Origin of the sequence: Oceaniovalibus sp. ACAM 378 (assembly GCF_008085915.1) — a bacterium.
Classification (GTDB): Bacteria; Pseudomonadota; Alphaproteobacteria; order Rhodobacterales; family Rhodobacteraceae; genus Oceaniglobus.
Genome location: NZ_VSJK01000003.1, coordinates 246,724 through 270,339, shown reverse-complemented (window position 1 = coordinate 270,339; position 23,616 = coordinate 246,724). Strand labels below are relative to the sequence as shown.

23 protein-coding genes are annotated in these 23,616 nt (G+C 60.7%); 9 read left to right on the top strand and 14 right to left on the bottom strand.

All coding sequences use genetic code 11. The annotated features are described in order from the left end of the window. The 6 genes from FQ320_RS05280 to FQ320_RS05255 all read left to right on the top strand — a co-directional run bounded on the left by FQ320_RS05280 (position 1) and on the right by FQ320_RS05255 (position 6,336). On the top strand, positions 1-1,590 hold the full coding sequence (locus FQ320_RS05280; RefSeq protein ID WP_148470550.1) for an ABC transporter ATP-binding protein: 1,590 nt from the start codon (positions 1-3) through the stop codon (positions 1,588-1,590). After that, positions 1,587-2,690: an ABC transporter permease gene (locus tag FQ320_RS05275; RefSeq protein ID WP_148470549.1), complete on the top strand. Its 1,104-nt coding sequence runs from the start codon at positions 1,587-1,589 to the stop codon at positions 2,688-2,690. The genes FQ320_RS05280 and FQ320_RS05275 overlap by 4 nt, the downstream gene beginning before the upstream one ends. Before the next feature lie 67 nt (positions 2,691-2,757). Then, positions 2,758-3,726, top strand: a complete 969-nt coding sequence (locus tag FQ320_RS05270) for an ABC transporter permease (protein WP_148470548.1) — start codon at positions 2,758-2,760, stop codon at positions 3,724-3,726. Further along, positions 3,710-4,516 (top strand): purine-nucleoside phosphorylase, encoded by an 807-nt coding sequence (locus FQ320_RS05265; protein WP_148470547.1) that lies wholly within the window; start codon positions 3,710-3,712, stop codon positions 4,514-4,516. The genes FQ320_RS05270 and FQ320_RS05265 overlap by 17 nt, the downstream gene beginning before the upstream one ends. Before the next feature lie 153 nt (positions 4,517-4,669). After that, on the top strand, positions 4,670-5,584 hold the full coding sequence (locus FQ320_RS05260; RefSeq protein WP_148470546.1) for a sulfite exporter TauE/SafE family protein: 915 nt from the start codon (positions 4,670-4,672) through the stop codon (positions 5,582-5,584). Continuing rightward, complete coding sequence (locus FQ320_RS05255) at positions 5,581-6,336, top strand: TIGR02186 family protein (protein ID WP_255509375.1); 756 nt, start codon at positions 5,581-5,583, stop codon at positions 6,334-6,336. The genes FQ320_RS05260 and FQ320_RS05255 overlap by 4 nt, the downstream gene beginning before the upstream one ends. Before the next feature lie 124 nt (positions 6,337-6,460). On the opposite strand, the gene FQ320_RS05250 is transcribed toward FQ320_RS05255, so the two are convergent. The 6 genes from FQ320_RS05250 to FQ320_RS05225 form a co-directional block, all read right to left on the bottom strand. Continuing rightward, complete coding sequence (locus FQ320_RS05250; RefSeq protein ID WP_148470545.1) at positions 6,461-8,005, bottom strand: ATP-dependent RecD-like DNA helicase; 1,545 nt, start codon at positions 8,003-8,005, stop codon at positions 6,461-6,463. Positions 8,006-8,047: 42 nt separating this feature from the next. Then, positions 8,048-8,686 (bottom strand): acyl-homoserine-lactone synthase, encoded by a 639-nt coding sequence (locus FQ320_RS05245; RefSeq protein ID WP_148470544.1) that lies wholly within the window; start codon positions 8,684-8,686, stop codon positions 8,048-8,050. Positions 8,687-8,784: 98 nt separating this feature from the next. Continuing rightward, the gene (locus FQ320_RS05240; RefSeq protein WP_148470543.1) at positions 8,785-9,498 is read right to left on the bottom strand and encodes an autoinducer binding domain-containing protein; all 714 of its coding nucleotides are present in this window, start codon (positions 9,496-9,498) and stop codon (positions 8,785-8,787) included. Then, complete coding sequence (locus FQ320_RS05235) at positions 9,443-9,658, bottom strand: hypothetical protein (protein ID WP_148470542.1); 216 nt, start codon at positions 9,656-9,658, stop codon at positions 9,443-9,445. The genes FQ320_RS05240 and FQ320_RS05235 overlap by 56 nt, the downstream gene beginning before the upstream one ends. Positions 9,659-9,837: 179 nt before the next feature. Further along, the gene (gene ccrA, locus FQ320_RS05230; RefSeq protein WP_148470541.1) at positions 9,838-11,133 is read right to left on the bottom strand and encodes a crotonyl-CoA carboxylase/reductase; all 1,296 of its coding nucleotides are present in this window, start codon (positions 11,131-11,133) and stop codon (positions 9,838-9,840) included. Between the two features lie 111 nt (positions 11,134-11,244). Then, positions 11,245-12,639: a 1-acyl-sn-glycerol-3-phosphate acyltransferase gene (locus FQ320_RS05225; protein ID WP_148470540.1), complete on the bottom strand. Its 1,395-nt coding sequence runs from the start codon at positions 12,637-12,639 to the stop codon at positions 11,245-11,247. A gap of 125 nt (positions 12,640-12,764) precedes the next feature. On the opposite strand from FQ320_RS05225, the gene FQ320_RS05220 reads away from it, so the two are divergent. From FQ320_RS05220 to deoD, 3 genes are all read left to right on the top strand, one after another. Beyond that, positions 12,765-14,735, top strand: coding sequence for a methylmalonyl-CoA mutase family protein (locus tag FQ320_RS05220; protein ID WP_148470539.1), 1,971 nt, complete (start codon positions 12,765-12,767; stop codon positions 14,733-14,735). Positions 14,736-14,913: 178 nt separating this feature from the next. Next, positions 14,914-15,228 carry an H-NS family nucleoid-associated regulatory protein gene (locus FQ320_RS05215; protein ID WP_148470538.1) on the top strand — a complete coding sequence of 105 codons (315 nt, stop codon included), beginning with the start codon at positions 14,914-14,916 and terminating at the stop codon, positions 15,226-15,228. 16 nt (positions 15,229-15,244) lie between these two features. Continuing rightward, positions 15,245-15,949, top strand: a complete 705-nt coding sequence (gene deoD / locus FQ320_RS05210; RefSeq protein ID WP_148470537.1) for a purine-nucleoside phosphorylase — start codon at positions 15,245-15,247, stop codon at positions 15,947-15,949. Positions 15,950-16,577: 628 nt separating this feature from the next. Here the strand turns inward: deoD and FQ320_RS05205 are convergent. The 8 genes from FQ320_RS05205 to sdhC form a co-directional block, all read right to left on the bottom strand. After that, the gene (locus tag FQ320_RS05205) at positions 16,578-17,420 is read right to left on the bottom strand and encodes a DUF1989 domain-containing protein (protein ID WP_148470536.1); all 843 of its coding nucleotides are present in this window, start codon (positions 17,418-17,420) and stop codon (positions 16,578-16,580) included. Positions 17,421-17,711: 291 nt separating this feature from the next. After that, positions 17,712-19,166, bottom strand: coding sequence for a cell envelope integrity protein CreD (gene creD / locus FQ320_RS05200; RefSeq protein ID WP_255509373.1), 1,455 nt, complete (start codon positions 19,164-19,166; stop codon positions 17,712-17,714). 137 nt (positions 19,167-19,303) lie between these two features. Beyond that, positions 19,304-20,083, bottom strand: a complete 780-nt coding sequence (locus FQ320_RS05195) for a succinate dehydrogenase iron-sulfur subunit (RefSeq protein ID WP_148470534.1) — start codon at positions 20,081-20,083, stop codon at positions 19,304-19,306. Positions 20,084-20,099: 16 nt separating this feature from the next. After that, on the bottom strand, positions 20,100-20,498 hold the full coding sequence (locus FQ320_RS05190; RefSeq protein ID WP_255509372.1) for a hypothetical protein: 399 nt from the start codon (positions 20,496-20,498) through the stop codon (positions 20,100-20,102). Positions 20,499-20,657: 159 nt separating this feature from the next. After that, the gene (locus FQ320_RS05185; RefSeq protein ID WP_370513017.1) at positions 20,658-20,978 is read right to left on the bottom strand and encodes a hypothetical protein; all 321 of its coding nucleotides are present in this window, start codon (positions 20,976-20,978) and stop codon (positions 20,658-20,660) included. Next, positions 20,968-22,773, bottom strand: coding sequence for a succinate dehydrogenase flavoprotein subunit (gene sdhA, locus FQ320_RS05180; RefSeq protein WP_148470533.1), 1,806 nt, complete (start codon positions 22,771-22,773; stop codon positions 20,968-20,970). The genes FQ320_RS05185 and sdhA overlap by 11 nt, the downstream gene beginning before the upstream one ends. Before the next feature lie 15 nt (positions 22,774-22,788). Continuing rightward, the gene (sdhD, locus tag FQ320_RS05175; protein WP_148470532.1) at positions 22,789-23,160 is read right to left on the bottom strand and encodes a succinate dehydrogenase, hydrophobic membrane anchor protein; all 372 of its coding nucleotides are present in this window, start codon (positions 23,158-23,160) and stop codon (positions 22,789-22,791) included. An 11-nt stretch (positions 23,161-23,171) separates the two neighbouring features. After that, entirely contained in the window at positions 23,172-23,555 is a 384-nt protein-coding gene (gene sdhC, locus FQ320_RS05170) for a succinate dehydrogenase, cytochrome b556 subunit (protein WP_148470692.1), read from the bottom strand. Positions 23,556-23,616 lie beyond the last annotated feature (61 nt).

The following is a 23,616-nucleotide window of genomic DNA, read 5'->3' as shown; positions in this document are numbered from 1 at the left end:
ATGACAACCGCCCCCGCCATCGAACTGAAAGGCATTTCAAAAGCCTTCGGTCCGGTTCAGGCGAACAAGGATATCAACATCCGCGTGATGCCGGGCACGATCCACGGCATCATCGGGGAAAACGGCGCGGGAAAATCCACGCTGATGAGCATCCTTTACGGGTTCTACAAGGCAGACGCGGGCGAAATCTTCATCGGCGGCAAAAAGACCGCCATCCCCGACAGTCAGGCCGCGATTGCGGCGGGCATCGGCATGGTGTTCCAGCACTTCAAGCTGGTCGAGAATTTCACCGTTCTGGAGAATGTGGTTCTGGGTGCCGAAGAAGGGGCCTGGCTGACGCCCTCACTGGCCAAGGCGCGCAAACTGCTGACCGAACTGGCGGCGGAATACGAGCTGAACGTCGATCCCGATGCGCTGATTCAGGATCTGGGCGTGGGCATGCAGCAGCGTGTCGAGATCCTCAAGGCACTGTATCGGCAGGCCGAAATCCTCATCCTTGACGAACCCACCGGCGTTCTGACCCCCGCCGAGGCCGACCATCTGTTCCGCATCCTCGAAGGGCTGCGGGCGCAGGGCAAGACGATCATCCTGATCACCCACAAGCTGCGCGAGATCATGGAGGTCACTGACACCGTTTCGGTCATGCGGCGCGGCGAAATGACAGCGACCGTAAAAACCGCCGAAACATCGCCCGAACTGCTGGCCGAACTGATGGTCGGGCGCAAGGTTCTGCTGCGTGTCGACAAGGTGCCTGCAAAGCCGGGAAAGACCGTTCTGTCGGTGGATAACCTGCGTGTGGTTGATGACAAGGGGGTCGAACGGCTGCGCGGCGTGTCGCTGAATGTGCGGGCGGGCGAAATTCTTGGCATTGCCGGGGTGGCGGGCAACGGACAGTCCGAACTGCTTCAGGTTCTGGGCGGCATCCGGACGGGCACCGGGCGGATCACTTTGAACGGCGAAGAGATCGATCTGACTGGCAAACATTCTGACGCAGGCACCCGGCGCGCAAGGGGCATCGCCCATGTCCCCGAAGATCGCCACCGCGAGGGTCTGATTCTGGATTTTTTTGCCTGGGAAAATGTCGGTTTCGGCTATCACCACGATCCGAAGTACAATCGCGGCCTATTGATGGACAACGACGCGCTGCGCCGGGATACCGAGGCGAAGATTGCCAAGTTCGATGTGCGCCCCGCCGACTGCTGGCAGACGGCCAAGAACTTTTCCGGCGGCAACCAGCAAAAACTCGTCATCGCCCGCGAGTTGGAACGCAATCCCGACCTTTTGCTCATCGGGCAGCCGACGCGGGGGGTGGATATCGGCGCCATCGAATTCATCCACCAGCAGATCGTCGCGCTGCGCGATGCCGGCAAGGCCGTGCTGATGGTCTCTGTCGAGTTGGACGAGATCCTGTCTCTATCCGATCGGATTGCGGTGATGTTCGACGGGCGGATCATGGGCGAGCGTCTGCCGCATGAGACAAATGAACGCGAACTGGGGCTGATGATGGCAGGTATCACCGACACCGATCGGGATGTTCCGGTGCAGGAAGTCGCGGCCAATCTGGGCCACACCGTCGGGGCAAAGCCATGATCCTTCCCAAATGGGCCGACGTTGTTCTTATCCCGCTGATCAATCTGTTCCTTGCCCTATTCGTGTCGGGCCTTGTCGTACTGCTGATTGGTGAAGATCCGGTAAACGCCATGAAGATCATGGTGAAAGGCGCCGTCGGTTCAACCTATGGCTGGGGCTATACACTGTTTTATGCCACGAACTTTATCTTTACCGGGCTGGCGGTGGCGGTGGCGTTTCATGCGCGTCTATTCAACATCGGCGGCGAGGGGCAGGCGCAACTGGGGGCGCTGGGCGTGGCGCTGGTATGTCTGGCGCTGCCTTGGCCGCATTGGACGCTGGTGCTGCCGTTCTCGATTCTTGGTGGCGCGCTGTTCGGCGCGGCATGGGCGGCGATCCCGGCCTATCTTCAGGCGCGGCGCGGCAGCCATATCGTGATCACGACAATCATGTTCAACTATATCGCCTATGCGTTGCTGGTGTATCTTCTGCTCGGTGCGTTGAAGGCACCCGGGATGGCACCGGAAAGCCCGCGTTTTCCGGCCGGTACATTCCTGCCCAACGCACGGGATGTCTTTGACATGCTGGGGATCAATTTTGCCCGCTCGCCGTTGAATGTGTCTTTTGTCCTCGCGCTGATCGCCTGTTTCCTGATCTGGCTGATGTTGTGGCGCACGCGGCTTGGTTATGAAATCCGCGCCTATGGCCAGTCGGAACCGGCGGCGATCTATGCCGGAATTTCACCGTTTCGGATCACGATGATCGTCATGCTGATCTCGGGCGCTCTTGCGGGATTGATGGGCGTCAACGCCGTTCAGGGCGAAGCACAGCGCCTGTTGCAGGACAATGTGCTGGGAGCCGGATTCGTCGGCATTGCCGTGGCGCTGATGGGGCGGTCGCATCCGGTGGGGGTGCTGATCGCGGCCGTGCTGTTCGGTGCGCTGTATCAGGGTGGGGCCGAATTGGAGTTTGAAACCAACGTTCCGCGGGAAATGGTGCTGGTGATTCAGGCGCTGGTGATCCTGTTTACCGGCGCGCTGGACAACATGGTGCGCGGACCGGTCGAGGGCGCGTTTCTGCGGCTGGGTCGCAGACCCGCCCCCGGAGCGGCGGCGGAATGATGATCGGGGTTTTCCTGCCTGAGCGGCATATGAGACAGTTCAATCCAGAAGACGGCGGATACTGACAATGGACCTCAACACCCTGATCCAGATCCTCGATTCCACGATCCGGCTGGCGACGCCGCTGCTGCTGGCCTGTTTGGCCGGACTGTTCAGCGAACGCGCCGGAGTGTTCGATATCGGGCTGGAGGCCAAGATGCTGGTCGCCGCGTTCTTTTCTGCCGCGGTGGCGGCTTCGACCGGATCGGTCTGGCTGGGCCTGCTGGCCGGGATCGCGGCCTCGATGGTGTTCGCGCTGATCCACGGCATCGCCTCGATCACGTTTCGCGGCGATCAGCTTATATCCGGCGTGGCGCTGAATTTTCTGGCTTCAGGGATGACGGTGCTGATCGCCCGCGATTGGTTCAACCAAGGGGGGCGCACACCGCCGCTTGACTATGGCAGCGGGCGGTTCGAGCCGATCACCCTGCCATACGCCGATGCGCTGGCCGGTGTGCCGGTGCTTGGGCCGGTCTATGGTGGTATGATCTCGGGTCATTCGATACTGGTCTATGTCGCTTTCGCGATGGTGCCGCTGACGTGGTATATTCTGTTTCGCACCCGGTTCGGGCTGCGGCTGCGGGCGGTGGGCGAAAACCCCGGCGCGGTGGATACGGCTGGCATATCGGTTGTACGGTTGCGCTATTCGGCAGTGCTGATCGCCGGAGTCCTGTGCGGGATTGCGGGGGCGTATCTGGCGACGGGTCTTGCGGCCGGATTTGTGCGCGACATGACGGCGGGGCGCGGTTTCATCGCATTGGCGGCGCTGATCTTTGCCAAGTGGCGGCCTTGGTATGCGCTGGGTGCCTGTCTTTTGTTCGGGCTGCTTGACGCGATCGGCAACCGGTATCAATCAATCGAATTGTTGGGCATTTCGGTGCCCGCGCAACTGATGCAGGCGCTGCCCTATATCCTGACCGTGGTGATCCTGGCGGGGTTTGTGGGCAAGGCGATTCCGCCGCGCGCAGGAGGAGAGGCTTATGTCAAAGAACGCTGACGATCTGGTCCGTATCATCCGTGACCGTGCCGGGGACACCGACGTGCGGTTTGGCCTGATCCTTGGGTCGGGGCTGGGTCATCTGGCCGATGCGGTCGACGGGGTGGCGATTGACTATGACGAGCTGCCGGGTTTTCCCCACGCCGGTGTATCCGGCCATAATCCGAAACTGGTGATCGGCGCGCTTGAGGGCGTGCAGGTCGCGGTGTTTGGCGGTCGGTCGCATTACTATGAATCCGGGCGGGCCGATGCCATGCGCCTGCCAATTGAGGTGCTCAAGGGGCTGGGCGCCGGGTCGTTGATCGTCACCAATGCGGCTGGATCCTTGCAGCCTGACATGGTCACCGGCAGCCTGATGTGTCTGACCGACCATATCAATTTTTCCGGCCTGAACCCGCTGATCGGCGAAGCCACCGATGCGCGGTTCGTGCCGATGAAAGATGCCTATGATCCCGACCTGCGTCAGGCCTTGCTGGACGCGGCAAGCGGTGAAGGTGTCGATCTGGATCAGGGTGTCTATGCCTGGTATTCCGGCCCATCGTTTGAAACACCCGCCGAGATCAACGCGATCCGTATTCTGGGCGCCGATGCCGTGGGCATGTCCACCGTGCCGGAAACCATTCTGGCTCGGTTTCTTGGGCTGAAGGTCGCCGCGATTTCGACCATCACCAACATGGCCGCCGGAATGAGCGATGAATCGATCAGCCACGAACACACCAAGGCCATGGCGCCCATCGGCGCGGCGAAACTGGAGCGGGTGCTGCGCCGGTTCCTGCGCGACCTGTCGTGACGGATGGCCATCGCATCCGCAATCGGCCAACCTTTTAACGATGGCGAAACCCGGTGTGCGCGCTCGCCCGGTGAAAAACTGGCCCTATTGAAAACGCGCACTGGCTTGAAAGTCGCCGTTGCTCTGCCCACCTAACGCGGTCTATGTGAGCCCATGCAAATCTACCTGCCAATCGCCGAAGTATCGGTCAATGCATTCCTGCTCTTGGGTGTCGGCGGATTGGTCGGTGTTTTGTCGGGAATGTTCGGGGTTGGCGGCGGATTTCTGATCACGCCGCTGCTGTTCTTTATCGGCATCCCGCCTGCGGTTGCCGTGGCAACATCGGTCAATCAGATCGTCGCATCGTCGTTTTCGGCCCTTCTCGCCCATCTCAAGCGAAAAACCGTCGATATGCGGATGGGTAGCGTCTTGCTGGCCGGGGGGCTGGCCGGATCCCTGCTTGGGGTGCAGGTTTTCAACATGCTGCGCGCGCTGGGTCAGGTCGATCTGTTGGTCAACCTGTCCTATGTCGTGCTTTTGGGTATCGTTGGCTTCCTGATGCTGATCGAGTCGGTGAATGCCATTCGCAGGTCCCGCAAGGGCACGCTGATCACCCGGCATAAGCACAATTGGGTGCATAATCTGCCGATGAAGATCAAGTTCCGCAAATCGGGGCTGTATATCTCGGTCATTCCGCCGCTGCTGGTCGGGCTTCTGGTGGGGGTGCTGTCGGCGATCATGGGGGTTGGCGGCGGGTTCCTCATGGTGCCGGCGATGATTTATCTTCTGGGGATGCCGACCAAGGTGGTGATCGGCACATCGCTGTTCCAGATTATTTTTGTCACAGCCTTCACCACCATGCTGCACGCGGTCACCAACAACACCGTCGACATCGTGCTGGCGGTTCTGCTGCTTGTGGGCGGTGTGATCGGCGCACAGATCGGCACCCGCATCGGGTTAAAGATGAAGGCAGAGCAGCTGCGCATCCTGCTCGCCGGGCTGGTCCTGCTGGTTTGTGGCAAACTGGCGCTCGACCTTCTGCTCATGCCGTCAGAACTTTATTCACTGGGCCGGGGGGACGGAAATTGATCCTGCGGCTGCTGATCCTGTTGACGCTCTGCGCCCTGCCCGTCCGTGCCGAGGAAGTGGTGGCCGGACTGAGCCAGCGACAAATCTCGATCAGCACCAACTTTGACGGATCCGAAATCCTGATCTTTGGCGCGATCAAACGGCAGCAGGCGATCGACTATTCAACCGAGCTGGGTGTCATCATCACCGTGTCAGGCCCGGACGAGGCGCTGACTGTGCGGCGCAAGGAAAAAGTCGGGCCGATCTGGGTCAACGTCGACGCGCTGGGGGTGCAAAGCGCACCAACGCTTTACGCCGTGTCGACCAGCGCACCGATCTCCGAGCTTGTGAGCGAAGATACCGACCTGCTGCACCGTATTTCGGTGCGCAGCGCGATTTTCGCCGGGATGGCGGATCAGGGCGTAGACGGCGATGCGTTCACCGAGGCGCTGATCAGAATCCGCACCGAATCGAAACGCTATCAGATGAATGAAGGTGCGGTCGAGCTGACCTCGGATACCCTGTTCAATACGTCGGTCAGCCTGCCGGCAAATCTGGTCGAGGGGAACTATGCCGTGCGCTTCCTGCTGTTGCGGGACAAACAGGTGATCAGCCAATACGAGACGGTGATTTTTGTGCGCAAGGTGGGGATGGAGCGTTTTCTCCACGCTCTCGCCTATGAACAGCCTTATCTGTACGGGCTGCTGTCGCTGTTTATCGCCATCGCGGCGGGCTGGGGCGCCTCCGCTGTCTTCCGATACGTCCGCAACTAAGGCGGGACGACCTGAGCCGCAGATTGTCGGGTCGGGTTGCGCGATCTTGCGGCGGATTTCAAAGCGGTCTTGTCTGCTGTCGTGATGCCGTCACGTGGCTATGTGGCGACCGGGTTTCCCCGGATCAGACCTCGCCTTCGCCTTGCAGCGTCAAAGGTGCGGCCGGAGCGGTCAGATCATCTATCCCCAGCGGCGCGTCCGGCAGCGCCAGACGATTGCGCACCACCCAGAACAAACGTTCTTCCGCACGGGTGATGGCGACATAGGCGAGGCGTTTCCACAAATCCACGCCCGCCTCGTTGCGACCTGTCCAGGCGGCGGCGGAAAGGTCGGGCGCAAAGACCTGCACGTCGGGCCACTGGCTGCCCTGCGCCTTGTGGATCGTCACCGCCGCGCCATGCAGAAACGTCGCGCCCATACGGGCCGCAAAGGGGATGAACGGTTCTTCTTCGTCCGGCATCTCGATCTTGACGATACTGGCGGCGCTGACCTGCGGTTCTTCGGCGCCCATGACATGCAGACGCGAAAACCCCGGCTTGCGCCCTTCGCCAAGAAAGATCACCTGCGCGCCTTTGATCAGCCCCCGGGCCTCAAGATCAATCCGTTTCTTGCGGTGTTTCAGCGGCAGTTCAAGCCCGTCGCAGATCAGCGGTTCACCGGGCAACAGAGCGTCGGCAGGCGCGCCATAGGCGGCGCGAAACGCATGGATCAGCCGGATCCGCGTGGCATTGCGCCAAACCAGAACAGGCGAACGCGCCATCATCTTTGCCTCGACCCGCCCGGCGACAATGACCCGGGGGTCACTGGCAGCCGCATCATGCACCATCCGGTCGAATGCGTCATAGGTCAGATCGGGGTCGGCCAGCGCGTGGGCCAGATCGAGAATCGGATTGTCCAGATCCTGACGGTGGATACGGTTCAACGTCAGAACTTTCGCCGGGTCCAGCGTATCGAAAACCATCGCTCCCGATTGCTTGACCGGGGCGAGCTGTGCCGGATCGCCAAACAGCATCAAGGTGGGAAAAATCTCTTGAAGATCGTCGAACTGGCGCGTGTCCAACATCGAGGATTCATCGACCAGCCCGATATCCAGCGGCTCTTCGCGCCGTTTCCACCCGGTGATGAAATCGCTGCCCCTGACGCCCGCCGTGGCCAGTGCGCCCGGCACGGATTTGTTGGTCTGGAAAAACGCCCAAGCCCGGTCGAGCGCGATATCGCTCAACCCCTCAATCGTGGGCCGTTCGCCATTTCCCGCCAGCCATTCGGCCACCCTTTCATATTCAGGATCATAGACCGGAGTATACAGGATGCGGTGGATTGTCGTCGCAGGCACGCCGCGGTTGCGCAGCACGCTGGCCGCCTTGTTCGTTGGCGCGAGAATCGCGAGGGTGCGCCGATCCTTGCGTTTACGCCCCTCCCAGTCGCCTGAAACGACATCGACACCCGCATCGGCAATCGCGTGAAACAGCCGGGCCAGCAACATCGTCTTGCCCGAACCGGCTTTGCCCGTCACCGCCAGCACCCGCGACGCACCTTCCGCCATAGGAGTCAGCGCCTCGTTATCGAGGTCAACTCCGGCAGCGCGCAGCATCTCGGTGATCCGATCGAAGGCGTCGGCCTGATCTTCGGAAAGCGGGGGCGATGCGGGGCGTTCAGCGGGCAAGGACATGGCGGCGACCATATGCGCGGCGTCGCCGGATGCCCAGAACCATCAGGCCGCCAGAACCAGTTTCCCGTCGCCAAACGCACGACGATACCAATGGGCCGAAAGTTCACCCGACAGCCCCGCACGAGCCAACAATCCGGGCCGCAGATCGGCGGTGAACGCCCAGAGCCCGGCGCAGATCGCGTCGCACCCCGCCCCGTCGTGCCCCAGCACGGCAGGGGGCCAGCCCAACCGCCGGTAAATCCGCATCATCCGCGCGTCGAAGACTCCGACCGCATGGGAAAGACCCAGATTCAACCCAACCTCAAGCCCGCCCAGCATCAGCGCCGCCGAGACACGCCCTTCGGACTGATTGGCCGCGGGGGAAATGCAGAACCGCGTACATTCCCAAATCCCTGCGTGACGGATCGGTGGACCGCCCGTCAGATGGGCGAAATGTTCGCCCAGCATCGTGCGCCCAAGGGTCGGCAGATAACGCAGCGATCCGCCGTGCCGCCCGTCGGGCCGTTCCCAGATGACATAAAGCGGATTCAACGGATCATACTGATCCCGCTCGTGCCCCCGTGCGTCTACCGGTACCTCCCATCCCAGACGGGTTCGGAACTGTGCCGCGCGGTCGGCGAACATGCTGTCGCGCAACAGCGGGTAACGGGCCAGCGCATTGCCGAAAAGATACCGGATCATCCTTTTGCCTCCACGATGAATGTGGAGTCCGGGATGCCCCGCCGGTGGTTAACGCGCCCTTGCCTACGCGACCGGCGGATGTCGCAAATTTTAACGGATCAGATGACCAGCAGCCCCTGTGATAGCGCCCGCGCGACCGCATGGGTGGTGTTTGTCGCGCCCAGTTTGAACCGCGCGCTTTCGATATAGACCCGCAGCGTGTGTTCTGAAATCGCCAGCGTCTGCGCAGACTGCGCACGGTTCAGCCCGGTGGCCAGCAGGGTCAGCGCATCGATTTCGCGCGGCGACAGCTTTTGGGCCGGAACCTGATCGCTGCCCCGCTCGATTTCCAGCGCCTTCTGATTCATGAAATGCGCCAGCAGTATCAAATCATCCAGATGTTCGTCGCGATAGGATTCCCATTCGGCGTCGGTGGCGCGATGGTTGATGGTGAAGAGCGCGAATTGTCCGCTGGGGCCGCGGATCGGCAGGGAATACCCCTGATTGCCGACACCTGCGTCCTTGGCTTCGCCCAGAAAACTGCGGGTAGCTTTGGACGTCCAGTCAAGCTGTTTCCAGTCGACAGGGTGAAAGCGGCGGTAACAACCGGCGACGACAGGATCGATCCGGGCATAGTCTTCGGTGACATAGCGGGCGACCCAATCCGCGCCATAAGTCAGCGCGGCATATTGTTCGCCGGTAGAATTGACCGAGTGATAGACAAGATGTTCAATCCCGAACCCGTCGCGCAGGTCGAGAATGGCCGAGTTCAGATCTTCAAGCGTCGTCGACGCCTGCAAACGTTGGATGAACCATTCGCGCATTGACCGCATGCAGTCCTGACAGGGCCGGAGCCCGGAGTTTGGTCGACGTGATTTCACGCTCGGCCACCGCACCTGCAAGCTCCAGCTGTGCTGCGAGGGCCGAAAGATCGTTCTTGGCGGCGAAATGTTTAAGGTCTGCCAGCACGTCGAGTATCCAGTCGTTCGCCATTGCTGACTCTCCTGCGCAATTCTTAATCAAAGGTTAATGCAACCCTAGCATGTATCAGCCGACAGGCGATATTCGCAGATTTCAACTCCCCAGAAATAGCGAGGGCTCGTTTTGCATCGCACGGAAAACAAAAGGCCGCCCTTGGGCGGCCTGATGATTCGGCGCTTGGCCGGGGGATATCAGACCCCGCGCTGTGCCTCGATCGCGTCTTCCAGCGTCCGCAATCCTGTGCGCGGCGCCTGAACCAACACCGCCATATTGCCGGGTTTGTGTTCATTGCGCCGCATCTTGACATGCGCTGCGGGGATTTCATCCCAGGCGAAAACCTCGGACATGCAGGGGTCAAGCCGCCGTTCGATCATCAGCTTGTTCGCCGATGCCGCCTGTTTCAGATGCGCAAAATGCGAGCCCTGCACCCGTTTCTGATGCATCCACAGATACCGCGCGTCCAGCGTCAGATTGTACCCTGTTGTCCCGGCGCAGATCACCACCATGCCGCCCTTCTTGACCACGAAGACCGACACAGGAAACGTCGCCTCGCCCGGGTGTTCAAACACCAGATCGACGTTCACGCCCTTTCCGGTGATGTCCCAGATTGCCTTGCCGAATTTCCTGACCTCGGCGAACCACTCTTTATACTCATCTGTGTTCACCGTCGGCATCTGCCCCCAGCAATTGAAATCCTTGCGGTTCAGCACGCCCTTGGCACCCAGCGACATCACGAAATCGCGTTTATCCTCGTCGGAAATCACACCGATGGCGTTGGCCCCGGCGGTGTTGATCAGCTGGATCGCATAGGATCCCAGCCCACCGGACGCCCCCCAGACCAACACGTTCTGGCCCGGCTTCAATTCATGCGGATGGTGGCCGAACAGCATGCGGTATGCGGTCGCCAACGTCAGGGTATAGCAGGCGGATTCTTCCCAGGTCAGGTGACGCGGGCGCGGCATGAGTTGTTGCGACTGCACCGTGGTGAACTGTGCGAATGATCCGTCGGGAGTTTCGTAACCCCAGATCCGCTGGCTGGGCGAAAACATCGGATCGCCGCCGTTACATTCTTCGTCGTCGCCGTCATCCTGGTTGCAGTGGATGACCACCTCGTCGCCCACCTTCCAGCGGGTCACCTTGTCACCCACCGCCCAAACGATCCCGGCGGCGTCGGACCCGGCGATATGATAGTCGGCCTTGTGCACGTCGAACGGGCTGATCGGGATGCCAAGTCCGGCCCAGACGCCATTGTAATTCACCCCTGCCGCCATCACCAGCACACAAACCTCGTTGCTGTCGGGGCGTTTCACATCGACCACTTCCAGCTGAAACGACGTGTCGGGTTCGCCGTGCCGGTCGCGACGGATCGCCCAGGCATGCATCTGCGCGGGCAGATGGCCCATGGGCGGAATTTCACCGACCTCATAGAGATCTTTGATGGCCGCGTCATGGGCCATCGGCGGCGTCTTGGAATCCAGTGCCGTCATGGCGCACCTCCGGGCTCAGTCATGCCGCAATGCAGAATTGTTGCGACCTCTGACCGTCAGATATCGCTTGCGGGGTAACTATGCAATGTCGCAAGGGTCATTTTTGTAATTTTATGTCTCGATGACCGTCGGATCTTTTGCATTTCGTTGCAACGCGGCATCATCCAGATGATGCGCAACAGAGGCAGCATAAAACCGCACAAGTGCCTCTTTTTCCGGTGCAATTGCCACCCCTGCCGCGGTGTCGACGACCATCTTGCGCAGTCGCAGCATCGCAAGCGGGTCCATGTCATCGGGATGTGACTGAACACACATGGGCGCATCGCGCGCCTGCATCTGTTGCGCTAGTTCGGCCATATGCGCCGTCAACTCTTCTTCGGACAGCGGCCCGCCCGCCCGTTGCAACGCGAGGCAGGCCAGCGGGACCGGCAGAACCGGCACCGCGCCGCGCAGTTCGGCCATCAGCGCGCGCGACAGATCCTCGACCCGCGCCGTACCTTCGCCCGCGAACCCGGACAGCGCCAGAGGCCGCCCGAATGCCACAGCCGCATAGCCAAATCGCCGCACCTGACCGGTAATCCGCCTGAATCCCCAGCGCAGAGCAAACCCGCAACCGCTGAGAAATGTGCCGCGGAACCGTCGCTCGCCCCGTGATGCGGTTTCGGTCAGGATGCGGTCCTCGATCACCCTGTCGTAATTCAGCGCGACGGGCACGAAGACCACATCGCTGTCGCCCCGCCCATCGACGATATAGCTAAGCAGTCCCAGCTTGGCCGGCCCGACCGCACCGCTCAGACTGAGCCCGCCTTCGGGAAACATTGCCTGGGTCACGCCTGCCTCGGTCGCCATCTGAACGTAACGCGCCAGAACCCGACGATACAGTGCGTTACGCGACCGGCGGCGGATGAAATACGCCCCCATCGCCCGGATCAGCGATGACAGCGGCCAGACCCGCGCCCATTCTCCCACGGCATAGGACAGCGCGCTGCGCTCGCCGACCAGCCATGTCACCAGAACATAATCCATGTTGGAGCGGTGGTTCATCACGAACACGATCGTTGCCTCGGGGTCTATCCGGCGCAGCAGATCGGTGTTGCCGTCCTGCACTCGCACCCGAAACAACGCCGTCGACAACCAGCGCGCAGCCCGGATCGCAAACCCGAAATAGGCGGTGGCGCTGAACGCCGGAACGATTTCCCGCGCATAGCGCTCGGCATTGGAAAATGCCACGTCCTCGCGCACTCCGGTATCTTTCGCATGGGCGGTCACCGCCTCCAGAACCGCAGGATCATAAAGCAGCCGCAGGATGGTGTCGTGCCGACGCGCCAGCTTGAAGGGCTGGATCGGCACGTCAAGACGCGCGTTCAACCGCGCCACCACACGCTCGGCCCGGTTGCGAAAGAACCAGCGGACAGTCGGGTTCAGAAAATGCGTCGCAAAGGTCACCGCCGCAAACAGCACAATCAGGATCAACAGCCACAGCGGCAATTCAACGGTAGTGAACATGGAACCGACCGTGGCAGGAACAGCGTCGCCGGTAAATCCCCCTATGCCGCAACGCGGCGATTGACATTGGAATGAAGTTGCACATATCACCGCTATAACGTAATATTATTGCGCAAGAGGCAGAAATGACCCAAAACGAGACGAAAGATAGCCCTTGGTTGTTCCGCACCTATGCCGGACACTCCACGGCATCGGCGTCGAATGCGCTGTATCGCGGCAATCTGGGCAAAGGGCAAACCGGGCTTTCCGTCGCCTTCGACCTGCCAACTCAGACAGGATATGACAGCGATCATGTGCTTGCCCGAGGCGAAGTCGGCAAGGTCGGCGTACCGGTGGCCCATCTGGGCGACATGCGCGCGCTGTTTGCCGATATTCCGCTTGAACAGATGAACACGTCAATGACGATCAACGCCACGGCACCCTGGCTGTTGGCCCTGTATATCGCGGTGGCCGAGGAACAGGGGGCGGATGTCACCGCCCTGCAGGGGACGGTGCAAAACGACATCATCAAGGAATACCTGTCGCGCGGCACCTATATCTGTCCGCCCGAACCCTCTTTGCGAATGATAACCGATGTCGCGGCCTTCACCCGCGAGCACCTGCCAAAATGGAACCCGATGAATGTCTGCTCGTATCATCTGCAAGAGGCAGGAGCGACGCCGGAGCAGGAACTTGCCTTTGCCCTGGCCACGGCCTGTGCGGTTCTGGATGACCTGAAAGGCAAAGTGGCGGAGCAAGACTTTCCCGAAATGGTCGGACGAATTTCGTTCTTTGTCAACGCAGGGATCCGGTTCGTCACGGAACTGTGCAAGATGCGCGCCTTTGTCGAGCTGTGGGATGAAATCTGTCTTGATCGCTATGGTGTGGAGGATGCGAAATATCGGCGCTTCCGCTATGGGGTGCAGGTCAATTCACTGGGGCTGACCGAACAGCAGCCCGAGAACAACGTTTATCGCATCCTGATTGAAATGCTGGCCGTGACGTTGAGCAAGAACGCCCGGGCCCGCGCGGTGCAATTGCCCGCCTGGAATGAAGCGTTGGGCCTGCCCCGGCCCTGGGATCAGCAATGGTCGCTGCGCGCGCAACAAATCCTGGCCTATGAGACGGATTTGTTGGAATACGGCGATCTGTTCGATGGCAATCCGGTGATTGCCGCGCGGGTCGAAACCTTGAAAACGGCTGCACGGGCCGAGCTGGCCACGCTTGACGGAATGGGCGGGGCGATCAAATCGATCGAATATATGAAATCCCGGCTGGTCGACAGCAATGGTGAGCGGATTGCCGGCATCGAACGCGGCGACACATCGGTTGTCGGCGTCAACCGCTTCACCGGCGGCGAACCGTCGCCCCTGACCGCCGGAGAAGGCGCGATCATGGTCGCTGACGCAGGCGCCGAGGCCGACCAGATCTCACGACTGAACGATTGGCGGTCCAAACGGGACGCGGTGGCGGTCACTGCGGCATTGGACGAGCTGCGCCGCGCTGCCGCGTCCGGGGCAAACATCATGCCCCCGAGCCTTGCAGCGGCGCGGGCGGGCGCCACGACCGGTGAATGGGGCGATGCGATCCGCGCGGTCTTTGGCCAGTACCGCGGCCCGACAGGCGTATCGCGCAACCCGTCTAACCGCACCGAAGGGCTGGACGAAATCCGCGCCCGGGTTGACGCCATATCCGCCCGGCTTGGCCGCCGTTTGTCCTTGCTGGTCGGAAAACCGGGGCTGGACGGACATTCGAACGGCGCCGAACAAATCGCCGCCAGAGCCCGGGATTGCGGCATCGACATCACCTATGAAGGGATCCGGATGACCCCAGCCGAACTTGTCGACTCGGCGCGCCGGACGAAGGCGCATGTGATCGGCATTTCGGTTCTGTCAGGCAGTCACATTCCACTGGTGGCGGAAACGCTGAAACTCCTGCGCGAGAAGGGATTGGGGCAAATTCCGGTTGTTGTCGGCGGGATTATTCCCGATGCCGATTCACGAACCCTGAAAGCAATGGGGGTGGCCCGGATTTATACTCCGAAAGATTTCGAGATGAATCGCATCATGGAGGATCTTGTACTCTTGGCTGAACAACCCCACGTTGTTGTTCAATAGGAAGTGCTAATCAAGCAGAGACATATAAGAAATGACATAGATGTTATAACCATCAATCGGCGGATACCGGGTCAATTTCCTGCTACAAGTTCTTTTTACTTGCCAATTTGGTTGAAATGGCAAAGAACGCGTTCAGAAACTTGCTCAATTCCCGGGCAAACAGATGATTGGAGCGCCAATGAACCTTGATACTCTCTCCCGCAAGGAACTGCTTTCGATGCGCGATGCCGTAGAGGCTGCACTTGAAACGCTGGAAACACGTCGTAAATCAGAAGCGCGCAAGGCTGCCGCCGCGATTGCCGCCGAACATGGTTTCGACCTCGAAGAATTGCTGTCAGCCGAAAAGAAGACCAAGAAAAAGGGTCAGAAGAACCCACCGAAATATCGCAACCCCGCCGATGCCTCGCAGACATGGACCGGGCGCGGTCGGCAACCGGGCTGGATCAAAGAAGCTCTGGCGGACAACAAATCGCTCGACGCGTTCGAAATCTGATTTTCGGAGCCCGGCAATGACCGTTCACATTGGTGCCGAACAGGGCCAGATTGCTGAAACGGTCCTCTTGCCGGGCGACCCACTGCGCGCCGAGTGGGCGGCAAAGACCTTTCTGGACAATGCCGTCTGCGTCAATCGCGTGCGCGGTATGCTGGGCTTTACCGGCACTTGGCGGGGCCATCCCGTTACGATCCACGGATCAGGGATGGGGATGCCCTCGCTTTCGATCTATGTGAATGAACTGATCCGCGACTATGGCGCACAAACGCTGGTCCGTATCGGTTCGGCCGGCGGGATGCAGCCTCAGGTGGGTCTGCGCGACGTGGTGCTGGCCATGTCGGCAACAACCCTGTCCACCCCCTCACGCGGAATTTTCGGCGATCTGGACTTTGCTCCGACTGCTGATTTCGGCCTGCTTCATGCGGCTTTTCATGCCGCCGAAGCGCTTGACGTCAAAACCCATGTCGGAGGCGTCTATTCGTCGGACGCGTTCTATGATGATCGCCCCGACCTGAACGAATTGATGACGCGTCACGGCATTCTGGCCGTCGAAATGGAAACTGCCGAGTTGTACAACCTTGCCGCCCGCCACCAGCGCCGGGCGTTGGCGGTGCTGACGGTCAGCGACCACCTGATCACCGGCAACGCGCTGTCCAGCGAAGACCGCGAACACAGCTTTGCCGACATGGTCGAAATCGCCCTGACCGCCGCCTTTTCCTGAAGTCCATTAGAATTCGCTGTGTGTGCTATATTCCGACACGAGGCAGAATCTGCCTGGTCATTACAGCAATGCCGTCACCGATTTCGTTGCCACCAACCGGACTTCTCTCTTGCCGGCTGAACCATCGGAATTGCAAGCGGATTTTTCAGCCATCTAACGGATGCGATTCAATCCACCTGTATTCGAAAGTCCCGGCAACAGGATTGCAGCCATTGCCTACTGCAATAGCTGGACAGCCGCGCATTTATAACCGCACGCAGAGGACCGGCCCCCAATTGGCAGCTGGGGGAAATAGAGCCTCTCCAACCGGATTTCGGCCGGTTCACATAACAGTATCTTGATATGGAATCTCGCCACGCGATCCATCATTCACTCGCGCCGAGTATCTAACGCTTTGACGAGTTTCGCGCTATCACAGGTAATACGAACGGGGCTTCTGTCGAATATAAAATGGGAAACGTCAAGCGTTTCACGGAGTTGTCATCGCGCGGGAATTATATTCCGCCATATCACACCCGATCGAGGAACCAGCGCTATTCGATGTGCGTTGACCGAATCGTGCCACTCGCGATGGATTGCACCACGCCCGGCCAGACCAAACACCTGAACAGCTACAGAAGGGATGCAATCACCGCCCGTGACTGCGGTCATAGCCACTGGGCGCAGGCGAAACCCATCCGGAAGGCTGAGTTGCAGGCGTATACACTTCGATCAGTAACGGGTGACAGACCGCCGTATCGCTGGAATGTTCGGAACTGCAATCGCCACCCGGGCAGGCGCTGAGTGCACCGACCAGATCGATCTCGGCAAAGAATTCGATGTAATCGCCCGGCCGAACCGGACTCGCCTTCATAAAGTATTGCCCCGTCCCCCGCAGGAAACCGGTGCACATGAACACGTTCAACACGTCATGCACCAGCGGTTCGGCCTCGCGCAGTGTCAGCCCTGCGTGATCGGCAAGGGCACGGGTCAGATTTGAATGGCAGCAATGGTGATAATCGTCGCCCGACAGCAGGCGACCGGTATAGGGATCGCAGCGCGTGCCGATCACATCATGAACGCCACCGCCGAACTCGTCGAATCCATACCACTCCAGCGTATCGGCGATGATCGTCGCCATGGGGCGCAAATGTGGAAACGACGACCAAAGCCGATCGCCGGTATCCAGATGCGTGCCATGCAGCGCGCGGGTCTTGCCAGAATAGAACCGTTCGGAAACATCCTGCGCGGACCACAGGTTCAGATCGCCAACCTGCGGACCATCAACGCTGGTAATGCGAAACACCTGCCCCGCCTTCACATCGAAACAGCGCGCATCACGCGGCGGAACAATCGTTCGCGCGGTGCAGGGAGCGCCGTTTCGCGCGCGCAGATATCCGTCCAGATCGACCGCAGGCAGAGTTTCGGGCGGATAACAGAGCACCGGCGTCACGGCACGACGGGCGTAGGCATCTTGGGGGGGATGGGTCATGGCGGGCTCCAAAGCGATGTCGGATCAAAGATTGACCGGCGCGGCGCGGCTTGCAATCCTCTCCTTGCCCCGCCTTGGCGGCGACGCTGGCTCTGGCGGTGAGCTATCCCGGCGTCGGCAGGCAAAGGCAGTATCGCGACAGGCACTTCCCGCCAATCGGCGGAATATGACGCGCATCCTTGCCGGGCTTGATCAGCACCCGCGATCACCCGGCATGGAACATCTCGGTTATGACGTCGGCCCGCTGCCAAGGCGGGCCGCGCTGTTGTCCGACCGCCCCACCCTCCGGGTCTATTTCCCGGGCGACGGGGGCGGCGACCCGGCTGGATTGGCGGAACCGGCGCGGTCTTCTGAACCCGTCCCGGAATCGCTCCAAGGGGGTGGCGCTTCGGGTGTGCGCCCGCCGAACAATCCACCCCGGACAGATTTCTTCGTCGGATCCTTGGGCGGGCCATACCAATCTTCGTTCCGGGTGGCATACATTGTTCCGGCCAACGCTCCGAACGCCAAAGTGGATCCGGCCAGCAGCGCATAATCCGCACTCTGCAAGATCAGGTACAGAACGCCGTAGAGAACCGTCAGCATCAGCGCGAGAACCAGCGTTCTGCGCCCGAGTTTCAGCCCCCAGGCACCAAACAGCGACAGAAGAACCACGGTCGCACCTGCCGACAGGGCATAGGCCGCGCCAAACCCGATCTGTTCGGCATAGGCCACCATCAGCAACACGAACACCGATTGCGCCAGCCCGATCAGAATATACTGTACCGGGTGCGCGGGCCTGCCCTGACGGTTTTCAATCAGCAGCACCGACAGGAAAGTCAGTGCGATGAACAGTATGCCATAGCGTGCAGCGCGGTAAGCCTTCTGGTAAAAGTCGTTGGGCTGGAAAAACCGGACGCCCATCGCTTCGGACCGGGCGATCCTGTCGTTGTCGTCACGCGACAGTTGCGGCAGGCCGCGCGCCAGATGCGGAATGGTCCAGCGGGCCGAAAAGCCTTCGTCGCTGACCTCGGAACCATCGGGCAGAAAGGTGCCGGTAAAGCTTGGATGGGGCCAGTCGCTGGTCATCTCCAACACCGTGTTCCGCCCCACGGGCGCGATCATCAATTGCTCTGCTCCGTTGAACCCAAGAACCAGTTCCATCCGTCCCAGCGAACGGGGATCGCCGACGTTGGCGGTGATACCGCCGATGTCATCCCCGGCGCGAGGCTCCAGCGGCAATTCAGTCTTGCCGGTGCTCAGGCGGGCCGCGCCACGCAATGCCCGGTTCGATGTCAGCGACACATCCAACCCCGCCGCATCCCAGAGAATCGCCTCGCGGTCCTCAAGCAGCGCCTCGGCACCGCTCACGTCGAAATCGAACCCCATGGTCGCCACGGCAGTATAGACCGGCACCTCGAAGATCCCGCGTGACCGAACCTCGCTTTCGCTGCTGATCGTTGCGTCAAAGCTGCGTGGATAAACATAGATCTCACCACGGCGCAGGATCTCGGTCACGGCGACCTGTTCGAATGTCCGCTCGCCGGTGACAGGATCGATCTTTTCGCGGCGTTCGTTGCGGGTTTGTGGCCCCTCCAGCGGCAGGATCAGACGCGGGCCGGCAATCACCTGACGCCCGCCCCATTCCTGTCCGACCTCCTCGATCGTGCGGCGGGAGTAATCCGCGCGCTCGCCCACGATCTCGCCGACGAAGAACAGCGGGATAAACATGAACAACGCCAAAAGCCCAACGATCAGAAAACGCATTCCCGCTGACCTTAACATGACCGCTACTCCTGACTGGCCGGATCATCGGATCCGGGAACACACTGCAACGGGTGGCGCGATACGCCACCCGTTGGATATTACTGCTAAAAACTCCGCCGTTTCCGTCGGATATGCCGTCAGATGGTACGCTCGAGCATCAACTGCTTGATCGATCCAATCGCCTTCGCCGGGTTCAGCCCCTTGGGGCAAGTCTTGGCGCAGTTCATGATCGTGTGGCAGCGATACAGCTTGAACGGATCCTCAAGCTCGTCCAGCCGCTCGGGCGTCGCCTCGTCCCGGCTGTCGATGATCCAACGATAGGCATGGAGCAACGCTGCCGGTCCGAGATAGCGATCGCCGTTCCACCAATAGGAGGGGCAGGAGGTTGAGCAGCAGGCGCACATCACGCATTCATATAGCCCATCGAGCTTTTTGCGGTCCTCGATGCTCTGGCGCCATTCCTTGGCGGGGGCATTGGTCTTGGTTTCCAGCCAAGGCTTGATCGATTCGTGCTGAGCATAGAAATGCGTCAGGTCGGGGATCAGATCCTTGACCACAGGCAAGTGCGGCAAGGGATAGATTTTGACGTCGCCCTTGATCTCGTCCATGCCATAGATGCAGGCTAGGGTGTTGATGCCGTCGATGTTCATCGCACAGCTGCCACAGATGCCTTCGCGGCAGGAGCGACGGAAGGTCAGCGTCGGGTCGATTTCATTCTTGATCTTGATCAGCGCATCCAGAACCATCGGACCGCAGGTGTCCATGTCGACGAAATAGGTGTCGACGCGGGGATTTTCGGCATCATCCGGGTTCCAGCGATAGATGCTGAACTTGCGCGTGTTCGTCGCACCCTCGGGTTTGGGCCAGGTTTTGCCGGTCTTGATCCGGCTGTTCTTGGGCAGGGTCAGTTGCACCATATCAGGCTCCTCTATTCTATCGCAGCAGCGCCGGCAGACCACGGGTCGCCAGACATTGGATGGTCCCGGTTCGGGACACGATTGTTGTCACGATCTGTCTCGTACTTGCCGTTGGGCCGGTCACGGAATCGGCCGCAAGCGACAGCAGTTCGTTGGAATTGGCGTTGTCGATCACGCAATCGATCGCGGGTTCGACCGGGACGCCGGGCAGTTTATCGGCCAGAATCGGACGGATCGCGGTTTTAGCCGCCGCGCGTGTCAGATCATCGCGTGAGGCTGGCGTGCAGGCAGCCAGCGCCAGAAGAAGGAACGCCGCGAGTTTCGTCATTGGCCGCATCCCCTGTTGCGTTTGCGTGGTCGCGTCCATTGGCACATGAGTATTAAACAATGTCTCGGCTCCCTGTTCCGGTTTCATCGACACTTCTCCGGAATAAAGCGGGACAACCCTGAACTGGTTCAACCGCTGCCCGTTCAGACCGGGAAACCGGCGCTACTCCGCCGGAAAATCCAGCCTTGGCGAAAACCATCGCCACATGGATCCCCCCGTCCGCATGGATTGGCCCGACGCCCTCCATCACAGGACCAGTGGCCGGATCGGGCCCTGCCCCGACTTTTCGCGCACGCAGCTGTCATAAACTTCGTAGGGGTCGCGCCCGCGAATGAAATCGCTGGTCACGCCAAGTTCAATATGGCTTTTCGCACCGCCGGTTCCGAACCCCACGCCCACTTCGCCAAACGGGCCATCGGCCTGTCGGGCACGTTCCTCGCATTGGCGCGCGGCCAATTGCGGCGATACCGGACCGCAGGCCGCCAGCAGCGTAAATCCCGCCAAGGCAGCACAGCCAATCAGCCGGGCTGTACCGTGGCGGGGTTTTACAACGCGATCAATAGACACGTTTTTTCGGTTCGATCTTTTTCAGATCGATCCCACCTTCGTCGTGGCTGGTCAGGGGTTGCAGGCGCACGCCTCGGTATCCCAAGGATGCCTCGTTCCCCTGAAACCAGACCAGCGAGTGCTTGCGCCAGTTTACATCGTCGCGATCCGGATAATCCTCGTGCGCGTGGGCGCCGCGGCTTTCCTTTCGCGCCGCCGCCGCCGTGATCGTGGCCACGGCGTTGGGCATCAGGTTCTCCAACTCCATCGTCTCCATCAGATCGCTGTTCCAGATCATCGAAGTGTCGGTCACCTTGAGATCGCCCAGTTTTGCGGCCACCTCGATCATCTTGACGCGACCTTCTTCCAGCGTCTTGTTCGTGCGGAACACTGCGGCGTCAGCCTGCATCGTCCTTTGCATCTCAAGGCGCAACTCTGCGGTGGGCACGTGCCCTTTCGCATAGCGCAACCCGTCGAAACGGCTCAGCGCCGCCTGAACCGAACGGGGGTTCGGGGTCGGGATCGCGCTCTCGCGGTCAACCACTTCGCCGGCGCGGATGGCGGCCGCACGGCCAAAGACCACAAGATCAATCAGGCTGTTCGAGCCGAGCCGGTTGGCGCCGTGCACCGATGCACAGCCCGCTTCGCCCACAGCCATCAGACCCGGAGCTGTGTTGTCGGGTTTGTCGGCGGTGGGGGCCAGAACTTCGCCCCAGTAATTCGTCGGGATGCCACCCATGTTATAGTGAACGGTGGGCAAAACCGGGATTGGCTCTTTGGTCACGTCGACACCGGCAAAGATGCGCGCGGATTCGGAAATCCCCGGCAGACGAAGGTTCAGCGCCTCTTTCGGCAGATGGTTCAGGTTCAAGTGGAGGTGATCGCCATCCTTGCCAACGCCGCGCCCTTCGCGGATCTCCATGGTCATGCAGCGCGACACCACGTCTCGCGAAGCCAGATCCTTGTAGGTCGGAGCGTAGCGTTCCATGAACCGCTCGCCTTCGGAGTTGGTCAGGTAACCGCCCTCGCCCCGCGCGCCTTCGGTAATCAGGCAACCGGCGCCATAGATGCCGGTGGGGTGGAACTGCACGAATTCCATATCCTGAAGCGGCAATCCGGCCCGCGCCGCCATCCCGCCGCCGTCACCGGTGCAGGTGTGGGCACTGGTGGCGCTGAAATATGCGCGGCCATAGCCGCCGGTCGCCAGCACCGTCATCTTGGCCGCGAACAGGTGCAGCGTGCCGTCGTCCAGCTTCCAGCACAGAACGCCCTGACAGGTCCCGTCTTCGGACATGATCAGGTCGATGGCGAAATATTCGATATAGAACTCTGCCTTTTCCTTCAGGCTCTGGCCGTAAAGGGTGTGCAGAATGGCGTGGCCGGTCCGGTCGGCGGCGGCACAGGTGCGTTGCACCGGGGGGCCTTCGCCGAATTCGGTCGTGTGGCCGCCAAAGGGCCGCTGATAAATCTTGCCCTCTTCGGTGCGCGAAAACGGCACGCCATAGTGCTCAAGCTCGTAAACCGCCTTGGGCGCCTCGCGGACCAGATACTCCATCGCATCCATATCGCCGAGCCAATCGGACCCTTTGACGGTGTCGTACATGTGCCACTGCCAGTTGTCCGGCCCCATGTTCGACAGCGATGCGGCAATTCCGCCCTGTGCAGCAACAGTATGCGACCGGGTCGGGAAAACCTTGGTGACACAGGCGGTACGAAACCCCTGCTCGGCCATTCCCAGCGTGGCGCGCAGACCCGCACCGCCGGCGCCAATCACCACTACATCGTATTCGTGCGTCTCGTACTCATAGGCTGCCATCGCCAAACCTCCGGTTCAAAGGGCGATGCGGGCGATGGCAAATAGCCCCGTCGCCGCCGCACCGTAAGACAGACAGATCACCGCAAGGATCAATACCTTGCGCGTCAGCCCGCCGGTATAATCCTCAATCAGCACCTGCGCGCCGCTTTTGAAGTGCATGAACCCCACCAGAAACGTCAGAGCAGTGACGATCGCCGGAAACGGCTGTGAGAAATAGTTAAGCACCGCCTGATGTGGCTGGCCCAGCATCGGGCCGACGGTGAACACGAACAGCGGCACCAGAATCAACAGGCCCACAGAGGTGACGATCATGCGCCAGTGGTGCCCCGTTCCCTCTTTCGCTGATCCAAGGCCGACGGCCCGCTTGCGGTTGGTCAGAAATTCCATCTCAGATCTCCTTACACCACGATTACGGTCAGGATGGTCAGCACGACGGAACCGCCGATACAGGCCCAGCCCAGCTTTTCCGCAGTGGGAATGTCCATGGCCCGGCCGGTGTCCCAGATGAGGTGCCGCAGCCCGGCCAGCGAATGATACCAAAGCGCCCAGACGGACAGGAACATGACCAGATCGCCAAACCACGAGGTGACGAACCCGTCCGCCCGCTCAAAGGCACTGGGCGACATCGCCGCCGCAAGGAACCACCAGACCAGCATCAGCGCAGCGACCAGCAGCGCGTTACCAGTGATTCGCGTGAGGATCGATGTCATCGATGTCAGCTGTGGGCGGTAAATGCTCAGATGCGGGGAAAGGGGCCGGTTGCCCCGGTTCACGTCGGCCATTGTATCGTCCTTCCTTTCGCCGCGCCGCAGCGCGGGTGTCGCGGCATAGTATGCGGCTTCC

Coding starts and splice junctions, on each gene's coding strand:
- FQ320_RS05280 (WP_148470550.1), top strand. CDS start 1: ATGACAACCGCCCCCGCCATCGAACTGAAAGGCATTTCAAAAGCCTTC.
- FQ320_RS05275 (WP_148470549.1), top strand. CDS start 1,587: ATGATCCTTCCCAAATGGGCCGACGTTGTTCTTATCCCGCTGATCAAT.
- FQ320_RS05270 (WP_148470548.1), top strand. CDS start 2,758: ATGGACCTCAACACCCTGATCCAGATCCTCGATTCCACGATCCGGCTG.
- FQ320_RS05265 (WP_148470547.1), top strand. CDS start 3,710: ATGTCAAAGAACGCTGACGATCTGGTCCGTATCATCCGTGACCGTGCC.
- FQ320_RS05260 (WP_148470546.1), top strand. CDS start 4,670: ATGCAAATCTACCTGCCAATCGCCGAAGTATCGGTCAATGCATTCCTG.
- FQ320_RS05250 (WP_148470545.1), bottom strand. CDS start 8,005: ATGTCCTTGCCCGCTGAACGCCCCGCATCGCCCCCGCTTTCCGAAGAT.
- FQ320_RS05245 (WP_148470544.1), bottom strand. CDS start 8,686: ATGATCCGGTATCTTTTCGGCAATGCGCTGGCCCGTTACCCGCTGTTG.
- FQ320_RS05240 (WP_148470543.1), bottom strand. CDS start 9,498: ATGCGGTCAATGCGCGAATGGTTCATCCAACGTTTGCAGGCGTCGACG.
- FQ320_RS05235 (WP_148470542.1), bottom strand. CDS start 9,658: ATGGCGAACGACTGGATACTCGACGTGCTGGCAGACCTTAAACATTTC.
- ccrA (WP_148470541.1), bottom strand. CDS start 11,133: ATGACGGCACTGGATTCCAAGACGCCGCCGATGGCCCATGACGCGGCC.
- FQ320_RS05225 (WP_148470540.1), bottom strand. CDS start 12,639: ATGTTCACTACCGTTGAATTGCCGCTGTGGCTGTTGATCCTGATTGTG.
- FQ320_RS05220 (WP_148470539.1), top strand. CDS start 12,765: ATGACCCAAAACGAGACGAAAGATAGCCCTTGGTTGTTCCGCACCTAT.
- FQ320_RS05215 (WP_148470538.1), top strand. CDS start 14,914: ATGAACCTTGATACTCTCTCCCGCAAGGAACTGCTTTCGATGCGCGAT.
- deoD (WP_148470537.1), top strand. CDS start 15,245: ATGACCGTTCACATTGGTGCCGAACAGGGCCAGATTGCTGAAACGGTC.
- FQ320_RS05205 (WP_148470536.1), bottom strand. CDS start 17,420: ATGACCCATCCCCCCCAAGATGCCTACGCCCGTCGTGCCGTGACGCCG.
- creD (WP_255509373.1), bottom strand. CDS start 19,166: ATGCGTTTTCTGATCGTTGGGCTTTTGGCGTTGTTCATGTTTATCCCG.
- FQ320_RS05195 (WP_148470534.1), bottom strand. CDS start 20,083: ATGGTGCAACTGACCCTGCCCAAGAACAGCCGGATCAAGACCGGCAAA.
- FQ320_RS05190 (WP_255509372.1), bottom strand. CDS start 20,498: ATGAAACCGGAACAGGGAGCCGAGACATTGTTTAATACTCATGTGCCA.
- sdhA (WP_148470533.1), bottom strand. CDS start 22,773: ATGGCAGCCTATGAGTACGAGACGCACGAATACGATGTAGTGGTGATT.
- sdhD (WP_148470532.1), bottom strand. CDS start 23,160: ATGGAATTTCTGACCAACCGCAAGCGGGCCGTCGGCCTTGGATCAGCG.
- sdhC (WP_148470692.1), bottom strand. CDS start 23,555: ATGGCCGACGTGAACCGGGGCAACCGGCCCCTTTCCCCGCATCTGAGC.